This window comes from Gemmatimonadaceae bacterium, from assembly GCA_020851035.1.
Lineage (GTDB): Bacteria > Gemmatimonadota > Gemmatimonadetes > Gemmatimonadales > Gemmatimonadaceae > JACMLX01.
In genome coordinates this window covers 128114-149979 of sequence record JADZDM010000005.1, presented here as the reverse complement: position 1 = coordinate 149979, position 21866 = coordinate 128114, and the positions used below count along the sequence as shown (strand labels likewise).

The following is a 21866-nucleotide window of genomic DNA, read 5'->3' as shown; positions in this document are numbered from 1 at the left end:
CCCGCTGGCGATCAACGCCGATCTGCGCTCGCGAGCAGGATCGCGTGACACGAAACCCGGGAGCCTGCAGGACACGTGGTGGTTCGGCGAAGCATCGACGGGTCAGTGCTCCATCCCCTCACCGCACCACCCCCACCGAATGCCTCCAGAACTCCATCCCCGCCTGGTCCCCGAACCCGCGCGTGTACGCCCCCCGATACGCCACCCGGAACCCACCCACCGCCCGCACCGTCACCAGCCCACCCACCGACGCGCCGTGTGACGACAGGATCTCCGAACTCACCCCCGACACCGCCGGCGACAGTGTCTCGCGATAGGTCGTGTACCCGCCCAGCCCGCGCACCTGCAGCCGGTCGTACGTCAGCACCCGCAGCGACAGCCCACCACCCAGCATCAGCGAGCGATACCCGGCGCCGCTCCCGAACTCCGGGGCCACGTACACCCCGAACGGCCGGCGCTCCAGCAGCACCAGCGCGGTGCCGGCCAGATGGGTCGCCTTCGCTCCACCGCCCGTGGGCGTGACCTGGGTGACCGACCCCAGCAGCCCGAAGAGCAGCCCGGGGTCCGCAGCTGGCGCCCTGGCCCCGGCCGCCGTTCGGACGGTCGGGGACGGTGCGGGCGTATCGCGCGACGCCGGCGTCACGGGCTGACCGGACACGCCGCCCCGTCCGCCAGCCGGAGGTGGGGAGGCGGGTCGTGACGCGGGTGCCACCGCCGCCGCGGCGGTCCGCGCCGACACATCCGGAGCCGCATCCCCCGTGGGCGGGGCCGGCCGCAAGATGGGCTCGGCCGCATCCCGCGCCACGGTCGGCGATCCCTCGCGCGCGCGCACCAGCCTGAAGTTCTCGCCCCGCGAATAGCCGCTCACCGAACCGTTCGACACGCGCCACCAGGTGGAGGTGCGGCTCAGCACGGTCACGGCCGCTCCACGCGGCAGACGCGCGACGATCGCCGCGCGCGTGGATGGTGACCGGCGCACCGTGGCGCGGTCCATCGCGACCACCGCCTCACGCTGCTGCCCGGTTGCGAGGGCCGGCACACAGAGCAGTGCCCCCACCAGCGCCAGCGAAACCCTCATGCCACACCTCGGTTCGGATTGGGTCGATCAGGGACGGGTGCCTCGGATCACCGTCGCGCGCACTCGGTCGGCGCGCGGATCACCGGGCCGGGCCGGGAACTACGGCGCCACGAACGAAAAGCTCGCCACGCCGGTGGTGCCGCCGGAGCCGACGGTCACGGTGCCCGACACGCGCGTGCCGGAGGCCGGCACGGGGGTGATGCGGAAGGTGCTGATGAGCTGACCGCGGCTGGTGGCACGCGCGAGCGCCGCGAAGATGGGCTCCAGCGCCGGCGCGGTGGTGGCGGCGGAATAGACGCCGCCGGTTCGGTCCGCGATCTCGCGCACGGCCGTCAGTGCCGCCGTGGAGACGCTCGGGCTCTGGTCGGATGCGGGGCCAAGCCCGACGGTGTGCACCGTGATGCTGGCGTCCACCGCGGCCTGGATGGCGGCGTCGCGAGAGGTGGTGCTGTTCGGCGATCCGTCGGTGAGCAGCAGGATCACGCGATTCTGCGACGCGGTGGTGTTGGTGGTCATCCAGTCCACCGTCTCGAGCAGCGACTCGTACAGCGGCGTGCCGCCGAACGCCCCGATCGCCGACAGCTTCGTGGCCAGCAGCGAGGCATCGGCGGTGAAGGCCTGCAGCAGGCGCGAGTTGGTGAACGGCGCGGTGGCACCGGCGCCGAAGTCGAGCAGTGCCACCTGGTTGCCGGCGCGCACGGGCAGCACGGCGGCCCAGAACAGCTCCGCGGCACTGCTGCGGAACTCGGTGGGATCGTTGCTGCTCATCGACCCGGAATCATCGAGCAGGATCGCGGCGCGCATGTCGGCGCTGCCGGGCTGCGAGACGGTGGTGTTGTCGCGGGTCACCGCGAACGCGGCCGGATCGCCGGACGACAGGCTGGTGAGCGCCACCGCCACGCTCACACCGGTGTTCAGGATCGGCACGCTGTCTGCCGCCGTCGCGATCAGGCCGAGCCGGAACGTGCCGTTGGTGCGGAAATCGGCACTGTTCACCCGCACACCGGAGACGGAGAGGCTCGTGATCGGCGGCAGTCCACCGTCTGGCGCGGTGGGTCGGTCGGAACAGCCGCCGGCGAGGAGCGCCGCGGCAAGGGCGGCGATGAGGGAGCGCACCGGCATCGGACGCGGCATGGGGATCGGGGTTCGGGAAGACGATGGTGGGGCCGTGGCGGCGGCACTGGCAGCGGCACGATGCACCGCCCGGGTTGCACACACGGGGTCGCCGCAGCGCGCCGGCCAGCCGCCGACTGCTCCGCATACTCGCAGCCCGCCACCACCGGCGCAAATGCCACCAGCAGCGTTCAGCGAATGTCGCCGCCCGGCTCGAGCCCGCACAGCCGCGCGAAACCGCGCACCGCCGCCGACCACCCGGGCGCGGGCCGGAGCACGACGAGGTTGAAGTCCACGAGGTGGAAGCCGCCGGTCCGGCCGCCGCGCAGCACGTTGCCGGCGTGCATGTCCAGCGGCGCCACCCCGCAGCGCACCGTGGTGGCACCAACCGCACGGATCCACCCGGCGAAGACGGGATCGCCCCCGTGCACCAGGCGGGCAAAGCGGCGCGCGAGCTCATCCTCGTCGGTCGTGCCATCGTGCGCGGCGAGTTCGCGACGCACGTCGTTGCCCCAGATGTAGTCGAGCTCCACGGTGCCGGTGCCGGCATCGAAGTCGCGCAGGGCGGGAACGGGCACTTGCCCGGCAAGGCGGATCAGCGATGCCGCCTCCAGCGCGCCGCCGATGCGAGCACGGAGACGGTTCCGGACACCCGCCGGCGATGGCAGGATGCGCTGCTTGCGCACCCGAACGTGTCCACCGGTGAGCACCACCTGCACGCGGTGATGATGGCGCTCGACGTGACGGCCGGCCTGGCCGAAGATGGCGGCGTCACGCGGATCGCTGGCAACGAGTGCGCCATGCTGGTCGAACTCGGCAAGCACACGGTCGCGACGGTCGCCGGAAATGACCGTCGGGACCAGGTCCGCCGGGAGACTGTCGGCGCCGGGCGCGAGCGTGTGCTGTTCGGTTGTCCGTGCAGCCTGCCACGCCCGGATGTCCCGACGGGCGAGCAGGTACGTGACGATGCGGCTGAGGTTCATCCCGCCCTCGCGACCGCCTCCGCATCCAGCAGGTCGCGATAGCGGCGCGCCGCCGTGGCATCCTTCAGCACGCGCGTGTCGTACCCGCAGTGGCAGTTCGGGCAGTCGAGGGTGAAGGCATCACGCGCGGCCTGGCGGTGGGTGGCGTTGAAGAGCATCGCACTGAGGCGCTGCTCATGCAGGTTGCCCAGCCGGAACGTCACGTAGCAGAGCTGCACCGTGCCGTCGGCGCCGACCCAGGCCATGTTCCCGGCATCGCACGGCACGCGCATCCCGGCGCCGTTCATGATCCAGTCGGGGATGGCGCGCAGCCCCAGGTCGGCGTGCACGAACAGGTCGGGCTGCTCACGCTGGCGGCGCAGGAGGTCGGCGGTGATGCACTCGAGCTGCGGGCGGTCTTCGGGCCGGAATTGCAGCGCCCCCTCCGGCCCCTCGGTGAAGTAGGGCAGCGAGTAGTGCACCAGGTCCACCTGGATGCGGAGCTGGTAACGGTCGGCGAAGCGGCAGGCGGCGTCGAGGTCGGCGAGGGTGGCCGACGGGCGCATCAGCAGCCAGTTGATGCGCATGTTCACATCCATGCCGTAGCGGTCGCGCACGGCCTTGATGCCGGCCTCGACACGGTCGAACGAGCGATGGCGGTGCACGTAGCTGTCGTACGCGTCTCCCACGCCGTAGAAGCCGATGTTCATGTTGCGCAGCCCGGCCTCGTACAGCGCGTCGATGCGGTGGCGCAGCAGCACGGCGTTGGTGGTGACGTACGGCCGCATGCCGCGTGCGATGACGTGCGCGACCATGGCGGGCAGGTCGGGGTGGAGCAGCGGCTCGCCGCCATAGAGCCGCACCTCGCCGAATCCGGCGTCCGCGGCATCGTCGATCAGGTGGCGCACCATCTGCAGCGAGAGCTGGTGCCCCTGCATGAACTCGCGGCCGTAGCGGCAGCCCGCGCAGCGCTGGTTGCAGTGGGCGGTGATGGCGACGTGCAGCTGGCGCGGCTGCGGCCGGATGAGCACCGGCAGCATGCGGGCGGCGCTGTGGCGCGTGCGTTCGACGGCCAGGTCGGTCTTCCGCACCATCGACCACACACGCGGCCGCTTCTTCAGCGCAGGCACCAGCCACGCGCGCATCGACGCCCTGAAACGCATCCACACTCCGGGGTGCGCAGGCAGCCGCGGAGACGGCGCGAGGCGCACGGGAGTGTGGCGGGAGCACGTGGCCACCGGATCCGGCGGCCCGATGGTGTGGTCGTGGCGGGCTGGTGCCGGCCCGCCACAGTCACATCACACGCCCGCCCAGATCCGGTGCACGGTCCTGCCCCGCCAGCGCTCGGCGGCCCCATTCGCGATCACACGATCCCAGAGCTGCTGCAACGTTCTCGCCGGGCTCAAGGCCGGCTCGATCCACAGGTCGTCGTCACGATCCGACACCGTCGCCAGATACCGCTGACGCAACGCTTGCAACCGCCGGGCCACCGGTGGATGGCCCACGAACCCGTGGTCCTCCCGCACCTCGCCATGCCGGGCCAGATCGAGCGCCTGTCGGATGACTTCGAGAGCAGTTAACACGAAATATGCACCCTGGGCCGAGAAATTGGGCGGGAGTGCGTCGAAACGGTGACCGCTCTCGACCACGGCGTAGAAGGCGAAGTCGTCCACGGCGAGTTCCTCGGCCACGGCGGTGCCGTCGGCGGGCACGATGTCCAGGGCATCATGGAGGGTGTGACCGACCTCGTGGGCCAGGATGAAGCGCTCGTTGGCGTTGGTGAGGATGCCGAGGGGCGCCTGGTAGTTCGCGGCGGGCGGGGCGTTGCTGACGGCTCGCGGCAGCCCCTCGAACAGGAACGCCTCGAGCGTGGACTGGAACAGCCGAAGCGGCGACGGGTCGGCCGCCAGCACCTCGTCGACGTGGGCGGCCTCGTTCCGGAAACTGAAGGCGACGCCGTCGGGGGCGGGGATCGGCTTCCAGCTCAGCACCGACGCCTTGGCCGACTGGTAGCAGAAGTCGATGAGGCCGAACGAGACCAGCACGATGAAATGGTCGCCGACGCGGCGGGCGAGCGCATCGGGCACCAGCGCCGGTGAGGTGCCGAGCAGGATGCGATCGCAGATCTCCGCCATGCGGGCATCCGGGGCGTCGGTGTGATCGGCACGGAGCAGCATTTCGATGGACGCGAGCTGCCGTGCGGTCATCTCGAGGTACTTCGGATCCTCGTCGGTGCCGGGCTGGGTGCGGCTGATGATGGCGCGGGTGCGCGCCCACCGGGTCCGCTCGGTGGCCTCGGGGAAGCGCATCCCGTTCGAGTAGATCCAGCCATCCTCCGCCGTGGCCGCACCTTCCCTGGCGTCGGCGCGGGCGAGGGACTGCGCGAGGACGTCGCCGCGACTGAGGGCGTGGTACACGCCGAGTTTCTCGCGGCCGACCTGCTGCTGGCGGCGGAGGGACTCGAGTGCGGCCGGGGGGACGAAGGGTGTGCGGGTCAGCACAGTGCGTCGGCCACCTGCTTCGCGACCGCAGCGTCGTTCAGGTAGCCGATGATGCCGTGCCGGTTGCTGGTGGAATTCCGCACGTGCCTGCTGTTCTCGATGCCGGGTGTGGTGGGGAAGTACTCGTCGTCGAGCGGGTTGAGGGCCACCACGTCGCGATCGTCGTACGCGTTGTACCAGCCACCGGCACCGGCCGGATTGCTGAGCAGCCCGAGCTTGCTGCTGATGACGCGCAGGCCCAGCGGCGAGCCGACGGTGATGAACTTCTTCAGCGCCATGTTCGGCGCGTGCTTCACGAGCACGTTGTAGGCCACCACGCTGCCCAGCGAATGGCCGATCACGATCGTGGGCTCGGTGGTGATCTCCTTCTCCACGATGGCGTTGACGGCCTTGGCGACCGCGGGTGCCGAGACGTAGACGAATACGTCCTTCAGGAAGGTCTCGATGGTGACGCTGGTGACGCCCTCGAGCCGGTTGTCGATCGCGCGCGCGATGGCCTGCACCCACCACCAGTTCTGCGGTCCCTTCTGCTGCGGCACACCGTCGGGCACCTGTGCCTGCACCTCGGCGTCGCTGATCTCGGCGTTGGCCTGGAGCTCGTCCAGTGCCGACTGCATGAACTGTTCGTACTTCACGTTCTGGCCGGGGCCCTTGGCCGCGACATCGCCGGTGGAGGGGAGGCCGGCACGGGCGGCGAAGTCGTCGAGGAGGTCGGCGTAGTAGGGGAAGTCCACCTGCACCGTCTGCGGCCAGGTGGCGTTGCAGGCGCTGAATCCCTCCTGCAGCGTCTTGGTCCAGGTGGCCTTGAGCTCGTTGGCGATCTTCCCGCCCTGCGAGCGTCCATGGATCATCAGGATTCTCATTCGAGCAGCCCCGTTTCGACGGCGGTGAAGAGGAAGTCGGCCCCCTCGGGCTCGAAGGTGGTCCAGAGGGAGTTGCAGAGGTGCTGGCGGAGTTCCAGCAGTGCGGCGGTGGCGATGGGGCGCAGGTCGGGTGCCGTGGTGTCGCCACCCTCCACCGGTGCGGCCTTCGGTGCGCGCGACGGGCGCGTGGCGAGCAGGTTCCAGCTTTCGGTGAGCATCGGGCAGAAGGGCACGACGCGGGTGGGCAGCAACGCGAGTTGTGGTGAGCGCCAGGTGAGCAGCCGGAGGTCGAACAGGTCCACGCCGATGTCTTCGCGCATGAAGTCCACCACGCTGACGAGGGCGTCGGTGTTGCCGGCGGCGTCGTAGGCGATGCCGGCGTAGAGGCCGAGCGTGGGGTCCACGCGCTTGAGCGGGCGGATGCGCTGGGCGAACTCGTTGGCGGCGCGCTTCGAACCGAGGCGGAAGGTGTTGCGGTCCACGGCGAGTGCGACCATGGCACGGAGGCGGTCCAGTTCCTTGCGTGTGGCCAGGTAGTCGTCGTGCCGCGGGTCGCGCTCCGACGGCACGTAGCTCACGGTGCTGATGCCCTCGGGACCGTAGGCGATGTGGCCGAGGTAGCCGGGGAACGCGGGCAGGACGGTGCTGCGGCCATCCGCGAACTGGATGGCCACGGAGGTCGGGCCCTGCGTGTTCACCTGCACGTGCACGTACTCGCTGCCACCGCGCGGGATGGCGGGTGATGCCGCGCCGAGGCGACGGGACGCCAGGACGCGCGTGATGGTGGTGCCGGTGACACCGAAGCCGGTGCCGGTCTCGAACGAGGTGAGGTTGTCCGATGGCATGCGTTCCTGGATCGCCGCCTCGGTGCCTGCGTCGTGCACGGTGAGCGCCTCGGCCGCGTCGGCACCGATGAAGGCCTTGGACGCGAGCGCCTGCGCCACCACGTCGGCGGCGCGGCGTCCGGGATCAACGGGACGCGCCGCCGGCGGTTCGGCACCGGCGAATCCATCCTCGCGTGGCGGCGCCTGCGGCACGGGGGGGGGCGGTGCCGGCATGGGCCCCCGTTCGGACGGGGCGGAGCCGGGCCGCGGCGCTGACGTCGGATCCGGCGCGGGCGCGGTTGGCGCCACGACGTCGGCCGGCGTGTCCTTCACCTTCGCGATGTAGACGTCATCGCCGGACGGCACGTTGATCTCGAGCTGCTGCACGAGCATCGGGTCGATCTTGGCGAGCAGGCCGTCCACCTCCTCCTGCAGGAAGCGCTCGAGGCGGCGGTTCGGCACGACGGTGATGGTGCGATCGCCGTCGGTGACGAGGCGGATCATGTCGGGGAAGGGTGACTCGAACGCACGCATCAGGGCGGTGGTGAGCACACTCTGCGGTGCGCCATCGACGAGCCCCTCCCATGCCGACGTGGCCTCGCTGGTGGCCTTGAAGTAGTCGATCTTCGAGGCAGTCGTGATGTCGTCGTAGTTGGGGAAGATCGGGCTGCCGTCGACGAGTGACGCGCCGCGCGAGACGGGGATGGAACGGCAGGCGTCGGAGATGAAGACGACGTTCGGGATGCCGGAGTACTTCGCGAGCTCCATGGCGGCGCTCAGGTTCACGGCCTCGCGCGCCTTGACCGGGGCGCCGCTCAGCAGCCACTGGTCGGTGCGGGCCTGCCAGTAGCCGTGGCCCGAGAAGTAGACGAGCAGCAGGTTGTAGCGGGGTGGCACGGTCACGAACTTGCCGAGCGCGTCCTCGACGGCGCCGCAGGTGACGGGCTCGGTGCGGTCGGTGAGGCATGCGACATCGAACCCTTCGCCGCTGAGCCAGGCGGCCACCGACTCGGCGCCGCGTGCGGCCGACTTCAGTGGTGTGAGCGTGCCAGTGCGATCCACACCGATGATGACGGCAGCCTTTCGCATGACGGTCGTGCGCTGGGGTGAGACTCACGCGGCGCGCAGGTGGGCGCGCTGGCGGGGACCGCCTGCAGAAACTCCGGCGGGCGGAGCGGACTGTCAACAAACGCGTTGGTTCCTGCGATTTCGGCTCACACCCTCGCGCACGACACCGGGCCTGCGCAAGCGACGTGAGCCTTGGGCGCACTTGGCATCGCAGTGTGCGGGGGGTGAAGATGAAGCGTCCACGACCGTGCCAGCCCCCCGACTTCCTGCCGATGCGCCTCTCTCCTGTCGTGCTCGCCGCTGTCCTGTGGTTCACGCTGCCACGGGTGGCAGTCTCGCAGCCTGTCCAGACGCGACCGGTGCCGCAGGCAGACGACGAGCGGCCGCGCGGCTACGACCGTCAGCTGGAGATCCTCGAGAAGAAGGTCGACGACCTCGAGTGGCGTGCTCGCACCGAGGACATCGCGGTGATGGACAAGTGGTGGATCACCAGTCCGGTGCCGCCGCGCAACCGCAATCCCACCGGCCAGGGGGCGGGCAATCCGCTGAAGTTTCCGGTCTACTCGTTCGTGCCGAAGTCGATCGGCACGCGGAAGGCGCCGCTGCTGGTGCTGGTGCATGGGTACGTGCACGGCTCGTTCGACCGGTTCTACTCGCACATCCTGCGCGAGCTGCTGGAGCAGGGGTACGTGGTGGTGGCACCGGAGTACCGCGGCAGCACGGGGTACGGAGGCGAGTTGTACAACGCCATCGACTACGGCGGCGGCGAGGTGGACGACGTAAAGGCGGCACGCGACTGGGCGGTGGAGAACCTGCCCAACGTGGACGCGGCACGGGTGGGTGTGCTGGGCTGGAGCCACGGCGGCTACCTCACGCTGTTCAATGCCTTCAACTATCCCGACGCGTACAAGGTGGCGTACGCCGGCGTGCCGGTGAGTGACCTGGTGCAGCGCATGGGCTACAAGGGGCCGGGGTACCAGGCCACGTTCACGGAGTTCATCGGCAAGAGCGCGGTGGACGACCCGGCCGAGTACCGCCGGCGCTCGCCGGTGAACTCGGTGCAGAAGCTGCGCATCCCGCTGCTGGTGCACACGAACACGAACGACGAGGACGTGAACGTGATGGAGGTGCAGCACCTGATCGAGGCGCTCAAGGCGGCGGGGCGGCCGTTCGAGCACAAGGTGTACGAGGCGGCGCCGGGCGGCCACGAGTTCAACCGCATCGACACCCGCCTGGCCCGCGAGTCGCGGCGCGAGATCTGGGCGTTCCTGGCGCGCTATCTGCGTCCGGGCACCTAGTCCGTCGACGGAAAAGCCTTGACGCGAAGGTGCGAAGGACGCAAAGGGATCGATGCGTGCGGCACCTCTCGGCCCGCGCGAGGAGCGACGTATTGAAGGGAACTGCGGTGGCTGTTGCAGTTCCCACCGCATTCCCGACGCCTGTGCGCGCATGGAAGGGTGAGACCGCTCTGGTAGACGTGCAGATCTTCGCGTTCATTGCCCCTTTGCGTCTTTGCGTTGAAGCAGTTGAAGCGATCTTCCACGAGAGTGAAGCAATGAAGAAGCAAGCGATCGCGGTCGCGGCCAGCCTGTTGCTGGCGGCAGGAGCGGAGGGGCAGCGGAACCTGCTGCCGGAGGCGAAGGTCCGGTGGGACCGGATGTGCCAGATCCGCAAGGAGAAGTTCGACCACATCCTGCCCCAGGCGATGCGGGAGAACGGGATCGACATGTGGATCGTGGTGCAGAAGGAGGGCCACGACGACCCGATGGCGACGATCCTCGGTGGGGGCTACACGGGATCGGTGGGGTACTTCGTGTTCACCGACCGCGGCGGTGACCACATCGAGCGTGCCGCCCTCGGCATCGAGGACCACCACCGCGCGGCGTGCGGGGCGTACGACATCCCGGACGGCGAGACCGACATCCGCGCGTTCGTCGCGGCGCGCAACCCGAAGCGCATCGGGATCAACCTGTCGGCCGAGATGGGCATGGCGGACGGCCTCACGAAGACGCTGCACGACCAGCTCGTGACCGCCCTCGGCCCTACCTACGCGCCGCGGCTGGTGAGCGCCGAGAAGCTCGTGTCCGACTTCTCGTCGCGCCGCACCGCCAGCGAGATCGTGGCCTTCGGCGAGGCCGGTGAGCTGGGGCGGCAGATTGCCGAGCGGGCGCTCAGCAACGAGGTCATCACGCCGGGCGTCACGACGCTGGCCGACGTGGCCTGGTGGATCGAGCAGCAGCAGTACGAGCGCCGCCTTGGCAGCAGCTTCGGCGTGCCGAGCGTCTACATCACCGGTCCCAATGGCATCGAGGCGACCAGCAACGACCGCATCATCCAGCGCGGGGACCTGGTGATGCTCGACTTCGGGGTCGGCTACCTGTCGATGTGGACTGACCAGAAGCGCATCGCGTACATCCTCAAGCCGGGCGAGACGGCGCTGCCGGCCAGCTTCCAGCGGGCGTTCGACAACGCCGTGCGCGTGCGTGACGTGATCCACCGCACCGCCCGTCCCGGGCGCACCGCGCAGCAGATGATGGACGTGGTCAATGCCGCCATCGTGCAGGCCGGCATCCTCCAGATGCGCGGCTTCAACCAGCCCCGCGCCGATGCGAGCGTGGAGTTCATCATCGGCTGCCACTCGGTGGGCGACTGGGGCCACGGCATCGGGCCGTCGATGGCGTTCTTCAACCCCGGCCGCCTGACCTACGAGATGCGGCCGTCGAACCTCTTCTCGATCGAGCTGTTCGCGTACACGCCGATTCCCGAGTGGGGCGGGAAGAAGCTGCGCATCCCGCTCGAGGATGACGCCACCATCACGACCCGTGGCGTCGAGTGGGTCTATCCCGTCAATCCGCGCATCATCCTCGTCAAGTGAGCCCCCTGCGTTCTCGTGGCATCGTGAACAGCCTTGACGCAACGGCACAAGGGGCGCGAGGGACGCAGAGGGTTCGTTGCACGTGGTGTCTCCCGGCCCGTGCGAGACGCGATGTCCTCGTATGGAACTGCAGTGGTTGTGGCGGTTCCCGGGTCATTGCCGATGCCCGTGCGCGCATGGAAGGGTGAGGCCGCGGTGGTGGACCGGATGTTCCGTGCGTCCTTGGCGCCCTTCACGCCGTTGCGTCAACGCTGTCCAGGATGCTCGCTTGTCGAACAGCGTGCGCGCCGTGCAGCTTTCAATGCCCGCAAGGATTGCAACGTCTTCCAGGACTGTCGTGCCCCGCTTCAGGTCCCAGTGCTTTCGTGTCGTTGCCCCGCTGCTGGTGCTCTCACCGACGTTGCTGGCACAGCAGGCGCCGGGAGATACGGGACGGTTGGTGCAGCGGGTGATCGTCGAGCGGCACGACGTGTACGACTCGCTGGAGGCCACCCGGTGGACGCGGCGGATCGCGAACCAGCTCCACGTGCGCACCCGCCAGCGCGTCGTGGAGCGCGAGCTGCTGCTGCGTGAGGGTGACATGCTCGACTCGGCACGGGCGGCCGAGACGGGGCGCAACCTGCGGCGGCTGCAGGTGTTCCGCGACGTGGCGGTGGACACCAGCGCCGACGGCCGCACCGTGCGCGTGATCACGAAGGACGGCTGGACCACCCGGCCGTACGCCACGTTCCGCAGCACCGGCGGACAGCGGCTGTTCAGCATCGGGGTGCTCGAGACGAACTTCCTCGGGCTCGCCGCCACGCTCGATGCCCGCTATGTGCAGGACCCCGACCGCTCCCTGCTGCGCTTCGCGTTCCGCGCCCCGCGGGTGGTGAACAACCAGGTCACGCCGAGCATGTTCTACAACCGGCTCTCGGACGGCTACAGCTACGGCGGGGCGATCGAGAAGCCGTTCTTCAGCCTCTCCTCGCGCAACGCCGTGCTCGCGAGCTTCCTCGACTTCCGCGGCCGTGTGCTGCGGTTCCGTGATGGCACGCTGTCGGCCACCGACTCGCTCAACCGCCGCTTCACCATCGGGGCGATCAGCGCCTCGCACGCACTGCGCGCCTCACCGCGCGGCTACCTGCGGCTCGGTGCGATGGCCCAGGTGCGGCGTGACGACTTCGTGCCGCGCGGCGTGCCCGCCACCTTCGCGCGCACCACCACCGGTGCGCTCACGACGTTCCTGGACGTGAGCAACGCCGACTTCCTGCTGACCCGGAACTTCCGCATGATGGGCCAGCCGGAGGACGTGGACCTGAGCACCACGTTCCGCGTCGGCGTGGCGGTGGCGCCGGCGGCACTCGGCTATCCGCGCACGGGCGTGGGCCCGGTGCTGTCGGCGCGCACGGGCGTGCGGATTCCGCATGGCTTCGCGCAGGTCATCGGTCGCGCGAACGGGCTGCTGAGCGGCGGTGTGCTGGACAGCGGCACGGCGAACCTGTCGGGCAGCCTCGTGCTGCAGCCCGGCCGGCGTCACCTGCTGGTGGCATTCAGCATGTTCGGCTGGGACCACAACGCGTATCCGGGTGAGGAGTTCGATCTCGGGCTGTCCCGCGGCCCGCGGGCCTTCGCGCTGCACTCGTTCACCGGCGACCGCCAGCGCTACAGCATGCTCGAGTACCGCTACACCGTCCTGCCGGATTTTCTCGGCTCCTTCGCCGCGGGTGTGGCGGCGTTCGCCGAGACCGGTGGGGCGTGGTACCAGGGCTCGAGGCCGCGCGATGGTCAGGACGCCGGCGTGGGACTGCGCTTCGCCCCGATCCGGTCCGCCGGCACCGTGGGAGCCACGCGACTGGACCTCGTGCGGCGCTTCGCAACGGACCGGTTGCCTGGTGGGTGGCTCGTGGTGCTCGGGACCGGCTTCACCTTCGACGGCCTGCGCTGACGCCGGCGGAAGGGATGACACGGCAGTCAGGCGGCGATCACCGTCAGCGCCCGCGAATCGACTGCCAGCTCCGCGACGTTCACGCCCATCGGCTCACCATCCACCTGCAGCGGCGTGGGTGACCGCAGCTCGGCGCGCTTCCAGCGGATGGTGCGCACGCCGGGGAGTGCCGGCGCGCCGGCGCGCGCGAGGTCCGGTGCCTGCACGCCGCGGGCCATCAGGTTCCAGTACCGGAGCGGCGTGCTCACCTCGGCGGCGATGGCAAGGCCGTCGTCCGGCTCCATGCCGCGCCACATCACGCACCCGAACGCGTAGTGCGGGATGTTGTAGAGTCCCACGTTGTGGACGAGCGACGTCGGGTGCACCCACTCGGTGCCATCCACCACCAGCGTCACGCCGCTGATGCGCGTGGGCAGGTTGAGCAGCAGTGCGCTCCATCCCGCCCACTGGCGCGACCGGTATCGCAGCGCCGCATAGCGCTGCAGGAACTCCGACTCGAACCCGGTGCTGCAGCTCACGAGGGCGATCGGCTGGTGCGGGATGCTGGTCCGCATCATGTCGATCGAGCGGGTGCGCCCCTGTTCGAGGGCACGCAGTGCGACGACGGGTGATGCAAGTCCGAGCGTGTGTGCGGTGGCGTTGCCGGTGCCGAAGGGCACGAGGCCGAGGGTGCGCTGCAACTCGCCACGCCGGTCCATGAGGGTCACGAGTGCATTGAGCGACCCGTCGCCGCCGACGGCCACCGGGATCTCGTCGTCGGCCAGCCGCAGCGCGGCGTCGAGCGCGGCGGTCGTGGCGGTGCGCAGGAACCGTGAGCGGGCCAGGACGCCGGGGTGTGCGGCCAGCATCGACACCAGCCGCCGGGGCGCCTTGCCGGTGCCGGCAGCGGCGTTGATCAGGAAGACAAACCGGGACGACTCGTGCACGCAGGCGCAGCTGAAGGTGGGTCGGCACTCGACCCACCATTCTACTGCGCGAGCGTCAGTTGATGTGCAGCGATCGCCCGCGGTGTGTGGCTCAGCGCGCGAGCTGGCCGCAGGTCACGATCTTCTCCATCGCCTTCACCGACTCGTGCACGTTGACGAACAGCTCGCCGGCCTCCGGGAACGGGATCGGCAGGTCGATCACCGCCACGCCGTTGCCGCGGGCGTTGATGCGGATCTTCGCATACGCCTGTTCCGGCCCGACGATGGGTCCCTGTTCGCCGCAGTGTCCCGTGTGGAGGTGCCAGGGTCTGAGTGCGCCAGGGGTGTCGCCGCTGATGACGACACGGACGCGCACGTGGTTCGGTTGGCGCCCCGGTTCGAGGACGACCGAGCCATGCGGGCCGACCGCCCCGTTCGGGGGGGCGAGCTCCGCGCTCCACTTGGAGGCGGCATAGGCCATCGCACGCACGCTGGTCGGCGCGGTGGTCAGCGACAGGAGCGCGAGGATGGCGCTGAAACCCGGCATGAGGAGCGGCTTGAGCCGGGAGATGGTTCGACGATCCATGAGAGTCCTCCGCGTCGGCGCGGTGGGCGCCGGATGCGAATATCCGGACTGACCCTCACTGACGTTGCGCCCAACTTGTCGTCGGCGGAAGACCCGCGGTGTGTCAGGAAGTCCGACGGGGGGAAGGTGGCGAAACGACGACGGGCGCCCCCGGCAGTGGGAGCGCCCGTCGTGGGGTCGGTCGCGGGCCGCGCCGGGCGGCCCGGAGCGGGTCAGTCGCGTCGGCCCTGCAGGCGTGACAGCAGGCGGAGCAGCTCGAGGTAGAGCCACACCAGGGTGACCATCAGGCCGAAGGCGCCGTACCACTCCATCGACTTCGGCGCACCCATCCGCACGGCCTGGTCGATGTCGTCGAAGTTCAGGACAAGGTTCATCGCGGCCACGCCGGCGATCACGAGGTTGATGCCGATCGCGATCGGGCTCGACGACATGCTGTACCCCATGTTCACGTTGAACAGCGAGAGCACGAGGTTGACCAGGTAGAACACCGCGATGCCGATGGTGGCACCCACGATCATGCGGCGGAAGCCGGCGGTGGCCTTGATGATGTTCAGCCGGTAGAGCGCGAAGACGCCGAGGGCGACGGCGAAGGTGAGCATCACGGCCTGCTGAGGGAGGCCGGCGAAGCGCAGGTTGTAGAGCGCCGAGATCGCGCCCAGCAGCAACCCCTCCAGCACGGCATAGATCGGGGCCGTGATCGGGGCGGTGTTCGGCTTGAACGACACGACCAGCGCCATGATGAAACCGCCGAGTCCGCCAACCAGGAGGGCGGGCATGACGATGCCCATGTTCCCGCCGGCCACCTGGGACCAGGTGAACGAGGCCGAGAACACGCAGAGGGCCAGCAGCAGGCCGGCCTTGCCTGCGGTGCCGGCACGGGTCATCGCGTCGCCGCGGACGGTCGACGACAGGGTGTCGCGGGCCGCCTCGGCGAGGCGGGACAGCACAGGATTCGAAGCGCGCATCGAGTTTCTGACTCCAGGGAGAAGAACGCGGGGGGTACCCCCCGATGCGGGAGTATACCCCGCGATTGCCCTACGGATCGAGCCCGGTCCCGGTTCCGGCGTCCGGGCCACCGCGCCTGCCGGGCTCAGCTTTTTGGAAGGGTCCGGTACCAGAGCTCGGCATGGTCGCCGTGGGTGAGGCGGCGGTACGCCGGTGTCCCGTCGGACCGGTAGTGATAGTGTACGAACCACCCCCGCCCCTCGGGAAAGGGGCGGAATGGTACCTTGAGGGTGTCCAGTTCGTCGCTGGAAGGACGCTCACACGGCTCTTCCGTGACTTCGCTGGTCTCCGGCATGCCTGAAGGGTACGGCAATCCATGCCGAGGGAGTAGCGGCGGCCACCCTGATCCTTCATCATGCCGGAATGACCTACCGACGGGCAATTGCCCTGCTCAGCCTTGCCTCGTGCATGGTGGCCCTGTACCTCGCGCTCTGGAAGATGGGGTACATGGGACGCCTGGTCTGCGGCACGGGGCACGGCTGCGAGATCGTCCAGGGGAGCAAGTACGGCTGGTTCCTGGGCATCGATGTTGCGCTGATCGGCACGGTCGGATACGCCGTGGTGGTGGCAGTTGCGCTCGCCGGCAGCACGGCTGCACTCGAGGACGCTGCGTGGCCCACGCAGCTGCTGATGGTGTTGATTTACGGGGCAGTGCTCTTCACGCTCCGGCTCAAGTACGCCGAGTTCGTGGTCCTGAAGTCGTTCTGCCCGTGGTGTGCGGTGTCAGCGGTGACGATCACGCTCGATGCGATCCTCATCACGCTCGACTGGCGCCGCGTCCGCGGTGCGCGGTCCGGCACCGCTGTCCTCAACTACGAAACCTCATGATTCCAGCATTCGTCCGCCGTCTGGCTGCACCGGGGCTCGCCCTGGCGGTGTCGGCCGCATCACTGGTGGCGCAGGCATCCGGCCCGATCATCTCGGTCGACACCACGCCGCTGCCGCCTGTCGCCGGCATCAGCATCCAGCTCGGTGCCATCGGTGCCAACACCGACGCCTTCAACACCCAGCTCGCCCTCCAGGGGCGCGGGCAGCTCCGCAAGACCATTCCCACCCTCGGCGTCGAGAGCTGGGTGCGGTGGAACCGGATCATGCTCATGGCCGGCAGCCACACCTACGTGCCGCAGAAGGCACGCGCGACCAACTACACCACTGAGCAGACGGGGTCCTTCGGGCAGGTGGACATCGGCATCCCGGTGATCCTCGCCCGCACCACGCTGGTGTACCCGCTGGTGGGCATCGCACGCAGCGCGAACACGGTCACGCTCCGGCGCAACGGTGGCTTCAACTTCGATACCAGCTTCCGTGACATCTCCTCGGTCGGGGGACGGAACGTGGAGATCACGGCGCGGCAGTACCAGGCGCACGTGGGCGCGGGCCTGGACCATGTGTTCTGGCTGCCCTGGCCGAACATGCTCATGAGCATCGGCCTCCGCGGCGGCTACATGACGTCGATCGGCGATCCGACCTGGCGCTCGGGTCCGGAGAAGGTGACCGGCGCACCGGAACTGGGCCTGAAGGGTGCCTACGCCCGCCTCACCATCGGCGGGGTGCTCGGCAAGCGGCGATACGCGATCGCACCGATGATCGGGTCCCTGCTGCCACACATCGGCCGCTGAGGCGCCACGGCACGACGATCCCTCTCCACGCTGCAGCAGCGCCCCGGTACACTGTGTGTGCCGGGGCGCCGTGCTTCCGGCGCCCCAATCGTCGCCACTGCGGAGACCGGACGAGTGAGTGATTCCATGCTGCTGCTGGTCACGTTCGTGGCCGGCATCGCGATCGGGGGCGTGCTGGCCTGGCTCGCCGCGCGGCGCATCGCCGACGCCGAGCGGGCCGGCAGTGCGGCCACGGCGGCCGCGCGGCTGGCGGCGCTCAGCGATGCGCAGCACACCATGCGGGCCACCTTCGAGACCATCGCGGCCGATGCGCTGCGCCACTCGCAGGACGCCTTCCTCACCGCCACCCGGGCGGAACTCACGTCGCTGCAAGCCGATGGGGCGGCCCACGCCGAGCAGCGGGAACAGACCATCGCGCAACTGCTGCTGCCGATGCGCGAACTGCTGGCCTCGTACGATGCGCGGCTGTCCCAGCTGGACCGCGACCGCACCGAGGCGCTGGGGCAGGTGGCGGAGCGGCTGCTGCAGGTGCACAGCTTGAGTGACCGGCTGGGCCGCGAGACGCGCGACCTGGTGCAGGCGCTGCGTGCGCCGAGCGCCCGCGGCCGCTGGGGCGAGCTGCAGCTCCAGCGGGTGGTGGAGATGGCGGGGATGCTCGAGTACTGCGACTTCGAGACGCAGCTCACGATGCAGGTGGAGGGCGGCGTGCAGCGGCCGGACATGGTGGTGCGGCTGCCAGGCGGTTCCTCGATCGTGGTGGATGCCAAGGCACCGCTCGAGGGATACCTCGCCGCGATGGACGCCACCGACGAGCCGATGCGGCTGGCCGCGCTGGACCGGCACGCGAAGCAGCTGCGTGCGCACATCAACGCCCTCGCCGACCGCGCCTACTGGCGCCAGTTCCCGCACGCCCCCGAATTCGTCGTGCTCTTCCTGCCTGGCGAGGCGTTCCACGCGGCCGCCCTCGAGCGGGACCCGTCACTGCTGGAGGCGGGCGTGGCGCAGCGGGTGCTGATCGCGTCGCCCACCACGCTGATCGCCCTCCTGCGTGCGGCCGCGTATGGCTGGCGCCAGGAGCGGGTGGCGGAGAGTGCCGCACAGGTGAGCGCGCTCGGACGCGAGCTGGCCGAGCGACTGGCCATCTTCACCTCGCACCTGTCCGACGTGGGGAGTTCGCTCGACCAGGCCGTGACACGCTACAACCGTGCCGTCGGCAGCTTCGATGCGCGGGTGCTGGTGGCGGCGCGGAAATTCACCGACCTCGGTGCGGGCCCCGCGGCGGCAGCCGCGCTGGAGTCGCCCACCGCGATCGAGCGGGTGCCCAGGCCAGTGGCCACGCCGCGCGAACCCTGAGTGATGCGGAGCATCGCGGACGAGGCGCGCGATGACCAGTGGCGTGAAATCGAAGCTCCGGACGTAGTCGCCGGGCGGGGCATCACGGCTGGCGGCGTTGAACATCCTCGCAATACCGCTGGTATTGCTGCGGTGTTCGCCTGGCCATCCAGGCGCCCCATCCGGCTTTGTGCTATCCGAACTTCGATTACACGCCACTAGCCGATCGCGAGACCGGGACCATCCGTGCCGGCCGCATCGTAGGCCAGCGACGCGCTGAACTCCGCTGCCGCGCGCCGGATCTGCACCAGCTCCGGCGCGGGGATGCGATCGAGGTTGCGGATCATCATCGACATGCGCGGGTGGGTGACGAACCGCTCGCGGTGGCGCGCGAGGAAGTCCCAGTACAGGATGTTGAACGGGCACGCCCCAGGCCCCGTGCGCCGCTTCACGTCGTAGCCACACCCCGTGCAGTAGTTGCTCATGCGGTTGATGTAGCTGCCGCTGGCCACGTACGGCTTGGACGCCATCACGCCGCCGTCTCCCCATGTCGCCATACCGTTCACGTTCGGCAGCGTGACCCACTCGTAGGCATCGGTGAACGCCGCCCAGAACCAGCGGTGCAACGCCGCAGGCACCACGCCGAGCAGCGTCGCGAAGTTCGCCTGCACCATCAGGCGCGGGATATGGTGCACGCGCCCGGTGTCACGCACGGTGCGGATGGTGTCGGCCAGGCAGCGCATGCCGCATGCTGCACCGGTCTCGGGGCCGGCGTAGCCGGGCTCACCATCGGGAGCCCAGTACCACATCGGCAGCGGCAGCGTGGCCCCGAGCGCGTTCACATCACGGAAGCCCGGCATCAGGTGCCAGTACACGCCGCGCACGTACTCGCGCCAGCCGAGCACCTGCCGGATGAACCCCTCGGCACTCGCCAGCGGGACGAGGCCGTCGCGGAACGCCTGCTCCGCCGCCTGCACCACCTCACGCGGGTGCAGCAGCCCGATGTTGATGGCCGAGGACAGCGTGGAGTGCAGCAGGTCACCGTGGCCGTGTTGCATGGCATCCTCGTACGCCCGAAGGTGGGGAGCCGCTCGTGCACGAAGCGCTGCAGCAGCGCACGCGCGTCGGTGCGCGTCACCGGGAGCGCGAACCCGTCGGCCGATGCCCAGCGCCCGCGCCACCGTGACACCCGCGCCATGATGCCGCGCGTCACGGCATCGGGGGTGAAGACCATCCGCTGCGGCACCGGCGCCTTCGCCGGCCATGGCAGCCGGTTCTCGGCGTCGAAGTTCCACGATCCGCCGGTGGGCGTGCCGTCGGCCTCCATCAGGATGCCGTGCCTGCGGCGCATCTCGCGGTAGAAGAACTCCATGCGCAGCCCGCGCCGGCCGGCGGCCCAGCGCGTGAACTCCTCGCGCGTGGCCATGAAGCCGCGATCCTCGCGCCGCTCGAGCGCGATGCCCGTCCCGGCGAGCTGGACCTGCGCCCGCGACAGTGCCTGTACCATCTCCCACTCACGCCCCTCGCTGGCGATCACCCGCGTGGCGTCATGCTCCCGGGCCGCAGCAACGATGCCCTCTTCGTAGCTGGCCGCACGGCGATAGTCCACGCGGTATCCCGCGTCCAGCAGCGCATCCGCGAAGTGCCGCATGGCCGACAGCACCAGCACCAGCTTCTGCCGGTGCCATGGCAGCGCGGCGCCCTTCTCCACCGACTCGACGAAGCAGATCACCACACCGTCGTCCGGCTGTCGCGGCACCTGCGAGGTGGCCCGCGAGCATTCCCACGGCGCGACGAAGACGAGCGTGGTGGGAGCGGTGGTCGGGTGCGGGCGACGGGTCATGCGGCATCAACGGCGACCGCCGCGCGCGCCGTTCCAGCGTCTCAGGCGCTGAGTGCCCCGGAACGGGCGAGGCGCCGGGTGGCCTTGTCGCGGTAGAGTGCACCGTCGGCGGCGGCGAGCAGCGCGTCTGCCGTCTCTCCGTCGCGCGGGAAGAGTGCGAACCCGATACTGCCATCCACGTGGATGACCGCATCCTCGATGACCACCACATGGCGCAGCGCATTGCGGACCTTCGCCACCACGATGGCGAGGTCGGTCTCGCTGCGGAGGGACGGGGAGATGGCGACGAACTCGTCGCCACCCATGCGCCCGAACGTGTCGGACGCGCGCAGCACACCCTGCAGCGTGGTGCCCACGGACCGGAGCACGGCGTCGCCGGCGGCGTGGCCATGGGTGTCGTTCACGTCCTTGAACCCGTCGAGGTCGAGGAACAGCACGCCCACCAGCGACCCGGTGCGCCTGGCCCCGGCCACGGCGACCTCGAGCCGGTCGAGCACGATGCTGCGATTGGGGAGCCCGGTGAGCGCATCGATCGCGGCGCGATGCTCTGCTGACTCCACCGAGGCATCGGCCAGTGCCCAGTCGCGGTCGAGGATCCAGATCACCAGTCCCACGCACAGTGCACAGTGTGCGATGAACTCCACCGTGAGGATCGGCGCCCAGTCCACCACTCCGGGCAGGGCGCCGCTGCTGTGGAGGATCGCGATCCCGGCACGGAGCGTGGCGCACATGGCCACCAGCGTCAACGCCACGCGCACCACACCGGCGCCCAGCACCATGCGCGGTGGGGCGGCGGCGTTGTCCACCACGCGTGCGATGATGATGCAGGCGATGCCAGTGCCGCCGGCGCTGATCGCGTTGCGGATCAGGTCCTCACCCAGCGCCGTCGAACCGCCCACGCGGCTGATCACCATCGTCAGTGCGGCGGCAAGCAGCGCGCCAAGCACGGCGTCGCGTCGCACGCGGCCCGTCACGAAGTTGCCGGTGGCCAGCTCGGCAGCGCCGAGCACCATGAAGCCGAGGTACATCCACAGCGCGAGCGAGCGCCCCAGGTCAGGCAGGGCGTGCGCCATGCCGCTCAGCGCGTTGAAGTCGAGGAGCTGCATCATCGCCGTCACGCTCAGCGCGACGAATGCGCGTGCGATGTCGCGCAGCGCGAGCAGGTTGCGACGCATGGCCAGGCGCCAGCAGAGCCACGACAGTCCGAGTGCCGCCGACACCTCCAGTCCGACCAGCACAGGCACAGCAAGCGTGATCGTGTTCATCCGGTCGCGTGCCTGGGAGCGTGAAGTATCACGGTTGCGGTTGCCGTAATTCATCCCCGAACCGCATCGGCGTCAACCACCCGTGCGACGGGGCTGGAAC

At 69.7% G+C, this 21866-nt stretch carries 19 protein-coding genes; 6 read left to right on the top strand and 13 right to left on the bottom strand.

Features of this window, described 5'->3' with window-relative positions; genetic code table 11:
- Window positions 1-118: 118 nt before the first annotated feature.
- The 7 genes from IT355_04390 to IT355_04360 all read right to left on the bottom strand — a co-directional run bounded on the left by IT355_04390 (window position 119) and on the right by IT355_04360 (window position 8430).
- The gene (locus tag IT355_04390) at window positions 119-1078 is read right to left on the bottom strand and encodes an SH3 domain-containing protein (GenBank protein ID MCC7052482.1); all 960 of its coding nucleotides are present in this window, start codon (window positions 1076-1078) and stop codon (window positions 119-121) included.
- A gap of 99 nt (window positions 1079-1177) precedes the next feature.
- Complete coding sequence (locus tag IT355_04385; GenBank protein ID MCC7052481.1) at window positions 1178-2212, bottom strand: VWA domain-containing protein; 1035 nt, start codon at window positions 2210-2212, stop codon at window positions 1178-1180.
- Window positions 2213-2382: 170 nt separating this feature from the next.
- Window positions 2383-3174: a hypothetical protein gene (locus tag IT355_04380; GenBank protein ID MCC7052480.1), complete on the bottom strand. Its 792-nt coding sequence runs from the start codon at window positions 3172-3174 to the stop codon at window positions 2383-2385.
- Complete coding sequence (locus IT355_04375; GenBank protein MCC7052479.1) at window positions 3171-4316, bottom strand: radical SAM protein; 1146 nt, start codon at window positions 4314-4316, stop codon at window positions 3171-3173. Before IT355_04375 ends, IT355_04380 begins: the two co-directional genes overlap by 4 nt.
- Before the next feature lie 135 nt (window positions 4317-4451).
- A complete protein-coding gene (locus IT355_04370) occupies window positions 4452-5654 on the bottom strand; it encodes a hypothetical protein (protein MCC7052478.1) in 1203 nt (400 codons plus the stop codon).
- A complete protein-coding gene (locus IT355_04365) occupies window positions 5648-6505 on the bottom strand; it encodes a hypothetical protein (GenBank protein ID MCC7052477.1) in 858 nt (285 codons plus the stop codon). Before IT355_04365 ends, IT355_04370 begins: the two co-directional genes overlap by 7 nt.
- Before the next feature lie 8 nt (window positions 6506-6513).
- A complete protein-coding gene (locus tag IT355_04360) occupies window positions 6514-8430 on the bottom strand; it encodes a caspase family protein (GenBank protein ID MCC7052476.1) in 1917 nt (638 codons plus the stop codon).
- Between the two features lie 209 nt (window positions 8431-8639).
- Here IT355_04360 and IT355_04355 point away from each other — a divergent pair, with 209 nt between their 5' ends.
- From IT355_04355 to IT355_04345, 3 genes are all read left to right on the top strand, one after another.
- Complete coding sequence (locus IT355_04355) at window positions 8640-9707, top strand: S9 family peptidase (protein ID MCC7052475.1); 1068 nt, start codon at window positions 8640-8642, stop codon at window positions 9705-9707.
- A gap of 257 nt (window positions 9708-9964) precedes the next feature.
- Window positions 9965-11284 carry an aminopeptidase P family protein gene (locus IT355_04350; protein MCC7052474.1) on the top strand — a complete coding sequence of 440 codons (1320 nt, stop codon included), beginning with the start codon at window positions 9965-9967 and terminating at the stop codon, window positions 11282-11284.
- A gap of 337 nt (window positions 11285-11621) precedes the next feature.
- On the top strand, window positions 11622-13211 hold the full coding sequence (locus tag IT355_04345) for a hypothetical protein (protein ID MCC7052473.1): 1590 nt from the start codon (window positions 11622-11624) through the stop codon (window positions 13209-13211).
- A gap of 26 nt (window positions 13212-13237) precedes the next feature.
- On the opposite strand, the gene IT355_04340 is transcribed toward IT355_04345, so the two are convergent.
- The 3 genes from IT355_04340 to IT355_04330 all read right to left on the bottom strand — a co-directional run bounded on the left by IT355_04340 (window position 13238) and on the right by IT355_04330 (window position 15667).
- Window positions 13238-14137, bottom strand: coding sequence for a hypothetical protein (locus IT355_04340; GenBank protein MCC7052472.1), 900 nt, complete (start codon window positions 14135-14137; stop codon window positions 13238-13240).
- A gap of 91 nt (window positions 14138-14228) precedes the next feature.
- Window positions 14229-14702: a hypothetical protein gene (locus tag IT355_04335; GenBank protein ID MCC7052471.1), complete on the bottom strand. Its 474-nt coding sequence runs from the start codon at window positions 14700-14702 to the stop codon at window positions 14229-14231.
- Window positions 14703-14914: 212 nt separating this feature from the next.
- Window positions 14915-15667 (bottom strand): Bax inhibitor-1/YccA family protein, encoded by a 753-nt coding sequence (locus IT355_04330; GenBank protein ID MCC7052470.1) that lies wholly within the window; start codon window positions 15665-15667, stop codon window positions 14915-14917.
- Between the two features lie 403 nt (window positions 15668-16070).
- On the opposite strand from IT355_04330, the gene IT355_04325 reads away from it, so the two are divergent.
- The 3 genes from IT355_04325 (at window position 16071) to IT355_04315 (ending at window position 18679) form a co-directional block, all read left to right on the top strand.
- A complete protein-coding gene (locus IT355_04325) occupies window positions 16071-16535 on the top strand; it encodes a vitamin K epoxide reductase family protein (GenBank protein ID MCC7052469.1) in 465 nt (154 codons plus the stop codon).
- A complete protein-coding gene (locus IT355_04320) occupies window positions 16532-17326 on the top strand; it encodes a hypothetical protein (GenBank protein MCC7052468.1) in 795 nt (264 codons plus the stop codon). Before IT355_04325 ends, IT355_04320 begins: the two co-directional genes overlap by 4 nt.
- Window positions 17327-17440: 114 nt before the next feature.
- Window positions 17441-18679 (top strand): DNA recombination protein RmuC, encoded by a 1239-nt coding sequence (locus tag IT355_04315; GenBank protein ID MCC7052467.1) that lies wholly within the window; start codon window positions 17441-17443, stop codon window positions 18677-18679.
- A gap of 197 nt (window positions 18680-18876) precedes the next feature.
- On the opposite strand, the gene IT355_04310 is transcribed toward IT355_04315, so the two are convergent.
- Genes IT355_04310 through IT355_04300 form a run of 3 tightly spaced genes read right to left on the bottom strand, consistent with a single transcriptional unit; the run spans window position 18877 to window position 21766 of the window.
- Entirely contained in the window at window positions 18877-19563 is a 687-nt protein-coding gene (locus IT355_04310; GenBank protein MCC7052466.1) for a hypothetical protein, read from the bottom strand.
- Entirely contained in the window at window positions 19518-20501 is a 984-nt protein-coding gene (locus IT355_04305) for a cryptochrome/photolyase family protein (protein MCC7052465.1), read from the bottom strand. The genes IT355_04310 and IT355_04305 overlap by 46 nt, the downstream gene beginning before the upstream one ends.
- Before the next feature lie 41 nt (window positions 20502-20542).
- Entirely contained in the window at window positions 20543-21766 is a 1224-nt protein-coding gene (locus IT355_04300) for a GGDEF domain-containing protein (protein ID MCC7052464.1), read from the bottom strand.
- Window positions 21767-21866: the final 100 nt, after the last annotated feature.

Bases quoted from the DNA above. Each gene is read 5' to 3' on its own strand.
- IT355_04390 (MCC7052482.1), bottom strand. From the start codon at position 1,078: ATGAGGGTTTCGCTGGCGCTGGTGGGGGCACTGCTCTGTGTGCCGGCC.
- IT355_04385 (MCC7052481.1), bottom strand. From the start codon at position 2,212: ATGCCGCGTCCGATGCCGGTGCGCTCCCTCATCGCCGCCCTTGCCGCG.
- IT355_04380 (MCC7052480.1), bottom strand. From the start codon at position 3,174: ATGAACCTCAGCCGCATCGTCACGTACCTGCTCGCCCGTCGGGACATC.
- IT355_04375 (MCC7052479.1), bottom strand. From the start codon at position 4,316: ATGCGTTTCAGGGCGTCGATGCGCGCGTGGCTGGTGCCTGCGCTGAAG.
- IT355_04365 (MCC7052477.1), bottom strand. From the start codon at position 6,505: ATGATCCATGGACGCTCGCAGGGCGGGAAGATCGCCAACGAGCTCAAG.
- IT355_04360 (MCC7052476.1), bottom strand. From the start codon at position 8,430: ATGCGAAAGGCTGCCGTCATCATCGGTGTGGATCGCACTGGCACGCTC.
- IT355_04355 (MCC7052475.1), top strand. From the start codon at position 8,640: ATGAAGCGTCCACGACCGTGCCAGCCCCCCGACTTCCTGCCGATGCGC.
- IT355_04350 (MCC7052474.1), top strand. From the start codon at position 9,965: ATGAAGAAGCAAGCGATCGCGGTCGCGGCCAGCCTGTTGCTGGCGGCA.
- IT355_04335 (MCC7052471.1), bottom strand. From the start codon at position 14,702: ATGGATCGTCGAACCATCTCCCGGCTCAAGCCGCTCCTCATGCCGGGT.
- IT355_04330 (MCC7052470.1), bottom strand. From the start codon at position 15,667: ATGCGCGCTTCGAATCCTGTGCTGTCCCGCCTCGCCGAGGCGGCCCGC.
- IT355_04325 (MCC7052469.1), top strand. From the start codon at position 16,071: ATGACCTACCGACGGGCAATTGCCCTGCTCAGCCTTGCCTCGTGCATG.
- IT355_04320 (MCC7052468.1), top strand. From the start codon at position 16,532: ATGATTCCAGCATTCGTCCGCCGTCTGGCTGCACCGGGGCTCGCCCTG.
- IT355_04305 (MCC7052465.1), bottom strand. From the start codon at position 20,501: ATGACCCGTCGCCCGCACCCGACCACCGCTCCCACCACGCTCGTCTTC.
- IT355_04300 (MCC7052464.1), bottom strand. From the start codon at position 21,766: ATGAACACGATCACGCTTGCTGTGCCTGTGCTGGTCGGACTGGAGGTG.